Genomic DNA, 10,065 nt, shown 5'->3' with positions numbered 1-10,065 from the left:
CGGTGAGCTGGGCGGTGCGGGGTATCGCGGGGGTGTCGGCGACCCAGACCAGCCGTCCCCCGAGGACGTCGAGGGCGGCGAGGTCAAGTCCGCCGTAGCCGCTGCACAGACTCCCGATCCGCGGCCCGGGGTGCGGGGGCATGGATCCTCCCTCTCGACGAGGTCAACGGCGGGGCTGGTCATCGGGCGTCGTCGAGGCGGATGGGCATGACGTCGGCCGACCAGGACGGCCGGGCGGGGCTGGTGAGCCGGACCGGGCCGGGGGTGCCGTCGGGGCGGGCGGCGCGGAAGCGGAACTCAAGGCCGGCGTGGGGGCTGACGGGCCGGCCGTCGTGGGTGAGGCGGGCGGCGTCGGCGAGGTAGCGCGGGTTGAGATGGACGGCGTCGGTGGCGTCCCAACCGGCGAAGCGGGCTTCCGCCGCAGCCATGTCAGGGAAGTACCGGGTGGAGGTCTCGGCGGACAGAACGGTGAGGGTGTCGGCGTGGGGGCGGGCGCCGAGGGTGAGCCGGATGGGGCGAACCCCGTCGACGTCGGGGCCGACGGTGAGGGTCGCGGGCTGAGCGCGCAGGGGCAGGGCCAGGCGGCGGCGGAGCAGGGCGCGCAGGGTCGCGACGTCGCTGGCGCCGAGCGCCAACGGTGCGGGCAGGTGGGCGGGGGTGTTGTCGAGGGTGGGTGTCCAGTCCCGGTGGATGCGGTAGCGGTCGGTGCCCAGGGCATGGAGGCGGGCATCGGCGAGGTGCAGCCGCAGGCGGGCGATCTGGGGCAGGGCCTCGCTGGTGCCGATCGCGCGGACGGTGTTGGTCAGCACGTCGAACAGGCCGGCGACGGTGACGGTCAGGGTGATCGGGTGCGACGTGGAGGCGGCCGGCGGCGGGCTGGTCGGGGCCGTGGTGGGTTCGGTGACGGTCATGGTCATGGTCATGGCGGTCTCCTCGGTGCGTGCGGGGTTGGGCGGCGGTCGGGTGGCGCGGGTGGTCAGCGCAGGCGCAGCGCGAGGGTGCTCAGGACGGCGGCGGCGGCCAAGGCGGTGAGCGCGGCGAGGGTGAGCAGGGTGGTGGTCGCGGTGGTGCCGACCGGGCCGGGTGTGCGGGCGGTGAGGGTGAGCAGGGCGAGGGCGGCGGCGGGCCGGCGGGCCGCACGGAGCGCGCGGGTGGTGGCGTCGAGGGCGACGCGGGCGGGGCGGGCCAGGACGAGAAGGGCGAGGGCGGCGAGGGTGAGCAGGGCGAGGGTCATGGCGGGTCCCTGGTGTCAGGAGGGCAGGAGGCGGCGCAGGGTGTTGTAGGCGCGGCGTCCGACGCGCAGGCGTAGGCCGGTGAAGTCGCAGTGCCGGCACGGGCGGGTCCGGCGGGTGAGGCGGCTGGTGGTGCGGGTGGTGCCGTGGCAGTGCGAGCAGGCGCCGAACGGCCGAACCCAGCACAGAAAGCTGTAACCGAGGGTGACGGCGGTGAGGGGGAGGGAGACGGCGGCTAGCAGTGCGGCGGTGGGGGTCACAAACCGCTCCTTCAGGCGTTTTTGGGCGTGGTTGGCCGCGGGCTGCTATCTGCTAGAGCCCTGGCCAGGGATGAGATCGGGTGCTAGCGGATCTGCTAGCGCTAGTAGGGGTCACCGCTAGCGCTAGCAGCCCGCCGCGGGCTACTCCGCCTTCCGCTTGCGGTCACGCTCCGCTACGACGGCGAGGATCGCGGTCCGGGCGATGCCGCGGCGGGTGACGGCCTTACCGTCGATGCGGCGGCCGACGTCGACGGGGGTGATGGCGTGCGGCTTGAGCGCGGCGGTGAGCTGCGCGGACTCCCATCCGCCGTAGACGTCGGGGCGCAGCTCCGCCAGGCGGGCGCACAGGGTCTCGTTCCATGTCTTGTCCTCGCCGGTCGGCCAGACGGCGGCGACGTCGGCGATCACGTCGGCGGCCGGGGTGGTCTGGCGGGTCTGCTCCGCCGGGGCGGGCAGGGTCCCGGTGCCGGTGCGGAGTTCGACAGCGCGGGCGATGATCCGTTCCGCTCCGTCGCCGTCGACGTAGTAGGAGCGGTTGGCGCCGGGCTTGCCGAAGCCGGCGAGGATGCCCCATCCGGCTTGGACGACGGGCTCGAAGACGGTGGCGCGGTAGCCGTTCTTGTAGGCCGACGTGCCAAGGATCATGTCGTTGGCGGTCTGGTCGGCGACCGACAGGCAGTAGCGGCTGTTGACGTTCCGCGTGATCCCGGTGGGCAGCGAGTCCTTGTCCGGGATCTGCGTGCCCAGGATGAGGATCACGCCCAGGGCGCGGCCGAGCTTGATGCACTTCTCGGCGATCTCGCCGGCGTCCTTGCCCCCCGCCGAACGGAACAGTTCCTGTCCCTCGTCGATCCACACGACCAGGGGGTGTAGCCCGGAGCCCTTCAGTGACGCCAACTCCGGGGTGACCTTGTTCTCCGGGGCCTTGCCTGCGGCGGCGTAGAACGTGATGCGCTCCGAGCGGCGGCGGCACTCGCCGTAGAGCCACTTGAGCATCTGCGCGCAGGCTTCCAACGTGTCCTCGTCGAAGCCGTTGCCGTACTCGGTCATCACCGGCGCCAGCGCGGCGAAGTCACCGACGCCCTTCAGTTCGTAGCCGCGGATCTCGACCCGGGGGTCGAGGGCGGCGGCGAGGACGAGGAGCCGCAGGGCGAACGTCTTCCCGGACCCGGGTTGGCCACCGAACAGCCAGTTCCGCGACATCAGCGACACGTCGACCGTGGTCTGCCGGGGGTCGGTGGCGAACGGGAACGGCTTGAACACGTCCACCTGCCCGGACCGCAGCAGCGGCCACGCGGGTTGGCGCATCGCCGACGCCGGCTGGTAGCCGACCCACAGGGCAAGGCGGCCGGTGTGACCGGGCGCGGGGTCGGGCCACACCTGGTCCAGGGGCAGACGCAGACCGGACGCCAGGCGGCCGCGCCGGGCGATGACCTCGGCGGCTTCGACTCCGTAGGGCAGATCGACGATGGCGAGGTGACCGGGCCCGTCGCGGTGGATCTCCACCGGGAACGAGATGGCACCGGGGTTCTTCGCGACAGCGGAGTTGATGCCCGCGATGCCCAGCGACGTCAACGCGCGGCGCACCAGCTCGGCGGTGAGCTTGCGGTACGTCTCCCCGTTGGTGACCCGGTCGGTGATCGGCCGGTCGGCGGGGCGTCCCATCCGGGCGCAACCGACGATGGCGGCCAGGAAGAGCAGCCAGCGCACCAGTGCTGGGACCGGGCCGAACCAGACCAGCGCGAGGACGAGCAGCGCGGCGAACGATCCGCCGATCAGGATCGGCCAGCGCGTCGAGGTCTGGCGCTGGCGCGCCCGGTCGAGCTTCAGCCACGTCTCGGGGTCGTTGCGCCGGGCGGCGTCCTGGCGTAGCGCCCAGTTCCCTTCCTCCGCTGTCGCCCACCGCAACAGCCGGCTGATCGTGCGCAGGAACCCGACCGGCGCCCACACGGCGACCTTCGCCGCGTACTTCGGCGTGCGCACCGCGTGGAACCGGGCCACATAGCCGGCGTTACCCGCAGCGTGCCGGGCGGTGGCGATCACGTCGGCGCGGGAATGCGCCCATGCGGGCAGGATCGGCGCGCGGCGCGGGCCGGCGACCGGCCGCGGGGCCTCGTCGGGCGGGTCGATCGGCGCCCCGACCTGCTCCGGACCGTCGGTCAGCGATTCGGCGTCCTCGTCGCCGTCGACTTCCGCGGCGTCGCCGTCAAGGTCGGTGTCGGTGTCGATGTCGGTGGGCCGGTCGGGGTCACCGCGACGGGTCCGGGCCTTGTCGAGGTCGACAACCTGCGCGGCGCCCAGGGCGTCGTCAGGGTCGACGTCGTCGGCGGGCAGGTCGGGAATCCAGCCGCCCGGGTCCGGAGGAAACGGATCGATGCTGGTCATGGCAAGTGCTGTCCCTTCACACGGGCAGACGCGGGGTGGGAGAACCGGGGCGCGGCGGGTGGCCTTGGCGAGACGGTCGCCGCGCCCCGGGCGGGTCGGGTGGATCAGCGGCGGCGGGACTGCCGGCCGGTGTCGGTCGTCGTCCGGGGCTGGTTGTTGCGGATCACGCTGCTGTGGCGGACCTGGACGTGAACGGCCTGCATCTGCTGGACCTCGGCGGGGCCGGACAGGTCGTGGGACTCGGTCTTGCACACGTCGCAGTGGTAGCGGTTCGGCATGATGGGGTTCCCTTCCGGGCCTACGGGTGCGGGGTGAGGGACCGGGGCGCGGCGGGTGGCTTTGGCGAGACGGTCGCCGCGCCCCGGGCTGGTCAGGGCTTCGCGTTCCAGGTCCCGATCTGCATCGGGGTCGCGAAGGGCTTGCTGGCCCGGCGGTCTATCCAGATCTCGCCGTTCGGCTTAACCACGACCTCTTCCGGGGTGATCTTGTCCTCGTGGAAGTCGCGGCAGACCTGCGCGGTGATCTCGCGGCGCACCTCGTCGGGGGTGCGTCGCGGTCCGGTCTGCCTGCCGCGCGGGGGCGTCGGCGCCGGGTGCACGACCGTTGTCGGCTTGCGGGTCTTCGTCGCCGCGGGGGTCGTGGTGGTCGCGCGCTTGGCGGTCTTCTTGCTGGTGGTTGGCGTCGGCGCGGCGGTCTTCTTCGCCCTCTTGGTGGGGGCCGGGGCCGCGGCGGTGGTCTTCTTGGCGGTACGGGTCGGGGCCGCGGTGGTCTTCTTCGTCCTCTTGGTCGGGGCCGGGGCCGCAGGGGGCGGGGTGGTCTTCTTGGAGCTGAACAGACCCATCAGTTCTCCTTGAGGGCGTCGCGGATGATCTGGGCGTGGTCGAAGGCGAGTCCGGTCGCGAGGGCGTCGGAAACAGGCAGCCAGCGGGCGGCGGTGGCGTCATCGGCCGCGACCGGGGCGGGCATGTCGGGCAGGACGGTGGTGTAGGCGCCGGTGACGTAACGGCCGCGCGGGTCGCGGCCCGGGGCGGTGTAGAAACCGACCAGCCGCAGCGCGTCGACCGCGATACCGGTCTCCTCGGCGAGTTCGCGGCGAGCGGCGGTCTCCACCTGCTCCCCAGCGTCGACGTGCCCACCGGGCAGGGCCCACCGGCCGGCGAACGGCTCGAAACCCCGGCGGATCAACAGCACGTGCAACACCCCACGGTGCGGGGCGAACGCGACCACGTCGGCGGTGAGCCTGACAGTCTCGCGGGTACCCATGGTGATCTCCTCTGGTGAAGTCGGGTGGCCTGTGGTGGCGTCAGGAGGCGGTCGGGGTGCAGCCGGCGGCGCAGATCGCGCCGCAGCTGGTGACGGTGAGCGGGCCGCGGGTGCCGCACCGGTCGCAGGCCGGCATCACCACGGCGGCCGGGGTCGCGGTGGTCTTCCTACGGGTGGCGGTCTTCTTCTTGGGTGCGCGGGTGCGGGTGGTCTCGGTGGCGAGCAGGTGGGCGCGGCTGGTCGTGGTGCGCCCGTCGACGTCGAGGCGGCGGCCGGTGAGCCGGTCGGCGGCGCGCTGGACCGCGCCGACGGCCCGGTCACCGATCCCGCCGCCGGTGCAGGCGGGGCACGGTCCGCGGTTCTTGCCGCGACCGACGAACCGGGTGCCGCGGCAGCGGGGGCAGCGGGTGGTCATGGCTGTCTCCACGTCCTTTCAGGTCGTGTCGGGATGCGGTGGGCTCAGACGGCGGTGAGGACCGGCGCCGGGGTGGTGTCGGTGATGCGGGGGCGGAGAAGGCCCTGCGCGGTCAGGAGTCGGCGGGCGCGGTCCGGGCCGCAGCCCAGCGCGGCGGTGGCGCGGCGCACGGGGATGGTGCCGTCGGGGTCGCGGGGGACCTCGGCGAGTGCGGCGATCAGTTCGGCATCGGTGCGCCGGGGAGCGCGGGGCTTGGATGCCGTACCGGTACGGCGTCGGGCGGACGTACTGGTACGGGGTACCGGTACAGGGACAGTTGTGGTGGGATCGGCGGCCGGCGTGCCGGCCGGGGGCGCGGAAGCCGCTTCGGCCGGCGGAGTGGTGGACGCTGGCGCGTCAGCCGGCGGGGCGGTGAGGGTCGCGAACTGGTGGCGGTAGCGGGGTGCGGCTTCGGCGAGCAGGATCAGCACGACCGGGGGTACCGAGTGCGCGACGATCGCGCCGGCGTCGAGGCTCGCGGCGGCGTCCCAGACGTTGAGGGTCCAGGTCGCCAGGCCGCAGAACCAGCGCAGACCGGTCCCCCACGGGGTGGGGGGCAGGCCGTGGCGAGCGAGAACGCTGTCGGCGGTGATCGCCACGAACAGGGCGATGTCGACGATCGGCGCGAGGAGCCACGCCTGCGGGTCGGCGGTGTGGTGTCCGACGGCGACGGTGTGGACGTTGGCCAGGGAGTAGGCCCCGACCAGGAGCGCGACGAGCCACAGGGCGCCGTCGAGGGCGCGGCCGACGCGGCGGAGGTGGTCGGGGTTGAGCGTTGCCATGGCGGTGCACCTCCTCTCAGGCGATCCGGCGGACCGGGGGGCGGCGGGAAGCGGGCGGGCGGTGAGGGCCTGCGTGTGGGCGTGGGCCAGGCGTCGCCAGGCGAGGTCGGTGACCTCGCCGTCGGCGGTCAGGATGGTGATCTCGGCGTCGAGGACGGCGAGGTCCGCGGCGATCAGCGGCCATTCCCGGTCGATCGCGGCCAGCTCCCGCGCGGTGGGTTCCCGCTCGACGAGGTCGGCCATCACCAACCGCCCGTACCGGCGGGCAACGCCTGCCGCGCCGAGGCGATGACGTCCGGGTCGGTCAGCAGGGTCCGCAACGTCACCGTGGTGTTGGCGCGGACCGTGACTCCGCCGACCCACACGCGGCCGGTGGAGTCGTCGAGGTCGGACACGGTGACCGGGACCGCGAGCAGGAACGCGCAAGCGGTCACCGACGCCAACTCCTGCTCGTCGGACCCGTGGGCGAGGAACCCGACAGCGGGGCGCTTCTCAACGTTGCTGTAGTGCACGCTGACCGACAGATCGATGCTCGGGTCGGCAGCGGCGACCCGGCCGACCAGATCGGCGGCCAGGCGGAGCGCGTCGGCGAGCGCGGCGGACGGCGCCGGGGCGGTCAGCCCCGACGCGGCCACGACGGCGAGGGCGGTCACTTCCCGCCCCGCTCAACCAGCTCCTGGGCGATCCGCTCGATCTCGCGAATCGTCGCTTCCTTCAGGTTGTCCGCCGACGGCGGCACCGGCAAGGCATGCTTCATAGCGGTCTGACCTCCTAGACAGGTCGGATCAGGACCCCGGCCGGTGGTGGAGTCACCGCGCCGGGGTCCGTGCGTTCTGGGCCGGTGGAGTCGTCCCAGAAACGGCGAAGGCGGCGCCGGTGGCGCCGCCAACCCGCACTCGAAGTATGGGCCGCACTTCCAGTGTTGTCTAGTACTTTCCGTGCGGGTTCCTCAGGCGGGGACTCCGCATCGGCCTGCCAGGGAGCGAAGTTCCTGGTCGGAGCGCTGGTGGACGTCCTGGAGCAGGTCGCGAATGAGTGTCCGGACCTTGGAGTGATCGTGGATCTGTTCGGGGGCCACCCGCTCCGCCTCCAACAGCGCGGCGAGCGCGTCGCCCCGGGCACGGCGCTGCGCGTGGGCGTCGGCGACGTCGACCAGGAAGCGGGCGCGGCGTTCCGCTGACAGTCCCGAGGTGTCGATCCGGCCGGCGCGATCGAGGGCGTCGCCCGCGTCGCCCAGGTCGACCGCCACCGACACCTCATGTAGCGCGACGTTCACCGGTCCGAACTCCGTGTTGAAGTCGTTCCGCCCGGCGCCCACCGTCCCGGCCAGTTCTTGCGCGTCGCCGATCGCCTGCCAGGCCGAGCGGCGGTCGCCGGCACGCGCCGCACTTACCGCCCGTACCAGGCAGAGCGCGCCCACGACAGACGTCGCTTCGACGCCCAGTTCCGACAGCCGCGGGCGGAGTGCGGCGACCGCTGTTGCGGCGGCGTGCTGGGCCTGGTCCAGCCGCCCGGCGCCCAGCATCGCCAGCGCCAAGCGGAACTGCCCCGCGGCCACAAGCGCGACATCCCCCGCAGCTTCGGCAGTGAAGAGCGCCCGGTCGGACGCGAGCCAGGCGGCTTCCGTGTCGCCCACCTTCCCGAGCAGGGCGGCAGCGGCCTGGTACGCCCGAGACAGCGCCGCGGCGACCGCCGGCCGCTGATCCTCCGGAACGGAACGCAACGCCAGTTCCCCACCGGCGATCAGGGACACGAGCGCCGGCCCAGCTTCGGAGTACCGCGACCCATGGACGACCGTCCACGCCTGCTCCGCCTGCTCGGCGAAGTCCTCGCCGGAGCCGCCACCGGGTGACGGCGTGGAGGCGACGGCCGACAGCGCCGGATGCCCGGTGAGCGCCAGGCGCAGCGCGTCCCGCCACGGCTCACGCTCCGACGCCGCTACTTCCATTGGCGCGTCGGGCGCGAGATCGGCCACCGGAACGCCCAGGACGTCAGCGACCTGCGCAAGCACGGACATTCGGTCGACCTTGCGCGCGTTCCGCTCCACCTGCGAAACCCAGCTCTCGGACCGGCCGATCAGCCGACCTAGCTCCACCTGCGACAGGCCACGCCGCTTCCGGTGAAACGCCACCCGCTCACCAAGCGTCGGAGTCGGCTCAGTCACAGCGCACCTCCCGGCAGTCCCTTGCCACCGACGCCGGTCAGGAACTCCACACGGGGCGGACCGGCAAGGAACTCCTCACGGGCGGCCAGGAACCGCCGTACATGCTCCTGGCGCTCGTGCTCGTCGAACGCAGCCCGGTCCCGGTACAGCTCGTAGAAGATCCGCGCGCCGGGCTCCCCCTCGACCACTTGCGTCGCGTAGATCAGCGTCCCAGGCTCCGACGTTGCGATCAGCGGCGCAGTTTCCGCGACCAAACGATCAAATCCGTCTGCGGCGTCAGGCCGCAGATCAAACCGGACCACCAAACCGAACATGAAGCCACTTCCCCTCGGACGACGTCACCTACTACAACGATCGTCCCACGGGTAGCATTCCAGAGACTAGGTGGTACTTTTTGTATTACTCTCCGAGAGTTAGAGACCACACAGTGGTCTTATCCTGCCCGCACCCCTGCCCACCCCTGTCCGCGTCGCCACGCGAGGCAATGGAGGACACCGGCGATCCACGCACGACTTTTTCCACAGGATTCACCTACTTGATCATGGCCGTGACCAGCGCCTTCGCGGTCAAGAATCACACCATTGCCATTGCGGTATCCACAAATCGATCAGTCTTTTGCACAGGTTACGCACATATGCCGTGGCTAACTTCTTGTTAGTTGCCGCTTCCATCCTCTAGCGTCCTGAGCGAGGACGGCTATTGGTCGAAAAGCGAACGGCTCCCGTGCGCGAACACGGAAGCCGTCCTCGGATGACCACCCTGGGTATAGAGAGGAACATTCTTGACTCAAGACAGTACGAAAGATCTTGGTTGTAGTGCACCCGGGAGCGCGGGCGGTGGCAGTGATCTCGCTTGCTTCGAGCCCTGATCCTGCTGGGGGCTTAGTAGGCGATCACCCTGATCGATCAGAAGCTGGGTGCGGGTGTGGCCGCGGGATGCGGGGTCGCGGCCGCCGTCTATCAGGTTGCCGAGGCACGTCAGAGGCGGTAGGGCGGTCGGGTGCCGGCCGGGCAGCGTCCGGCCGGCACCCGGGCAGAGCGGGGGTACGCGGCGAGGGTCGGGACTCCGCCCGGTCTCACTTCCGGTCTCGTTCACCCTCGTCCGTGGACGTCCGGCACCGTCCAGTCGACGCGGTACACGCCTGCTCGGGACGTCGGCGGACATAGCTGAACGACGGGGCGCAGATCTCGAAAGCGTGTGAGGGGGCAACCCCTCCGTGGGTTCAAATCCCACCTCCACCGCAGTGTCATGTCGCAAGACATAGGTATAGGCCCGAACCTCCAGGGGTTCGGGCCTGATCCATTTCTAGCGGCGGGCATGGTGCTCCGGTCAGCACCGTCCAAGATCACTCGCTGGGCTCGTCGCGCGCCGCTTCGAGATCCCCGCGGATCGTTCGCACAGTGGGATGCTTCGGGTCGTACACCGCTTCACTGATCGCCAATGCGCGCTCGAACAGCGGCAACGCCTCCCCCACCCGACCAAGATCCCGCGTAACTGGTCAGGTAGCGCTTTGATCGTGGGTTAG

The 10,065-nt window shown here is 71.6% G+C and carries 12 protein-coding genes and 1 pseudogene; all 13 read right to left on the bottom strand.

The window, feature by feature from the left end; genetic code table 11:
* Positions 1–179: 179 nt before the first annotated feature.
* On the bottom strand, positions 180–923 hold the full coding sequence (locus tag G6R24_RS14240; RefSeq protein ID WP_163549733.1) for a hypothetical protein: 744 nt from the start codon (positions 921–923) through the stop codon (positions 180–182).
* A gap of 53 nt (positions 924–976) precedes the next feature.
* Entirely contained in the window at positions 977–1,234 is a 258-nt protein-coding gene (locus tag G6R24_RS14235; protein WP_163549732.1) for a hypothetical protein, read from the bottom strand.
* Between the two features lie 15 nt (positions 1,235–1,249).
* Positions 1,250–1,492 carry a hypothetical protein gene (locus G6R24_RS14230; RefSeq protein ID WP_163549731.1) on the bottom strand — a complete coding sequence of 81 codons (243 nt, stop codon included), beginning with the start codon at positions 1,490–1,492 and terminating at the stop codon, positions 1,250–1,252.
* 141 nt (positions 1,493–1,633) lie between these two features.
* Positions 1,634–3,877: a cell division protein FtsK gene (locus tag G6R24_RS14225; protein WP_225438524.1), complete on the bottom strand. Its 2,244-nt coding sequence runs from the start codon at positions 3,875–3,877 to the stop codon at positions 1,634–1,636.
* Positions 3,878–3,981: 104 nt separating this feature from the next.
* Positions 3,982–4,155 (bottom strand): hypothetical protein, encoded by a 174-nt coding sequence (locus G6R24_RS14220; RefSeq protein WP_163549730.1) that lies wholly within the window; start codon positions 4,153–4,155, stop codon positions 3,982–3,984.
* Positions 4,156–4,247: 92 nt separating this feature from the next.
* On the bottom strand, positions 4,248–4,718 hold the full coding sequence (locus G6R24_RS14215; protein WP_163549724.1) for a hypothetical protein: 471 nt from the start codon (positions 4,716–4,718) through the stop codon (positions 4,248–4,250).
* A complete protein-coding gene (locus G6R24_RS14210; RefSeq protein WP_163549729.1) occupies positions 4,718–5,140 on the bottom strand; it encodes an NUDIX domain-containing protein in 423 nt (140 codons plus the stop codon). The genes G6R24_RS14215 and G6R24_RS14210 overlap by 1 nt, the downstream gene beginning before the upstream one ends.
* Before the next feature lie 40 nt (positions 5,141–5,180).
* Positions 5,181–5,555 (bottom strand): hypothetical protein, encoded by a 375-nt coding sequence (locus G6R24_RS14205; RefSeq protein ID WP_163549728.1) that lies wholly within the window; start codon positions 5,553–5,555, stop codon positions 5,181–5,183.
* 44 nt (positions 5,556–5,599) lie between these two features.
* Positions 5,600–6,619, bottom strand: coding sequence for a DUF6284 family protein (locus tag G6R24_RS22475; RefSeq protein WP_225438523.1), 1,020 nt, complete (start codon positions 6,617–6,619; stop codon positions 5,600–5,602).
* On the bottom strand, positions 6,619–7,029 hold the full coding sequence (locus G6R24_RS14195; RefSeq protein WP_163549727.1) for a hypothetical protein: 411 nt from the start codon (positions 7,027–7,029) through the stop codon (positions 6,619–6,621). Before G6R24_RS14195 ends, G6R24_RS22475 begins: the two co-directional genes overlap by 1 nt.
* 296 nt (positions 7,030–7,325) lie before the next feature.
* Positions 7,326–8,507, bottom strand: a complete 1,182-nt coding sequence (locus G6R24_RS14190) for a helix-turn-helix domain-containing protein (protein ID WP_225438525.1) — start codon at positions 8,505–8,507, stop codon at positions 7,326–7,328.
* Positions 8,508–8,536: 29 nt separating this feature from the next.
* On the bottom strand, positions 8,537–8,854 hold the full coding sequence (locus G6R24_RS14185; protein WP_163549725.1) for a putative quinol monooxygenase: 318 nt from the start codon (positions 8,852–8,854) through the stop codon (positions 8,537–8,539).
* Positions 8,855–9,885: 1,031 nt separating this feature from the next.
* A pseudogene (locus G6R24_RS14180) lies at positions 9,886–10,017 on the bottom strand (tetratricopeptide repeat protein); the annotation flags it as partial.
* Positions 10,018–10,065: the final 48 nt, after the last annotated feature.

It is taken from the genome of Candidatus Frankia nodulisporulans, from assembly GCF_902806475.1.
Classification (GTDB): Bacteria; Actinomycetota; Actinomycetes; order Frankiales; family Frankiaceae; genus Frankia; species Frankia umida.
The sequence above is the reverse complement of the archived record's forward strand: the minus strand, read 5'-3'. Positions and strand labels throughout refer to the sequence as shown.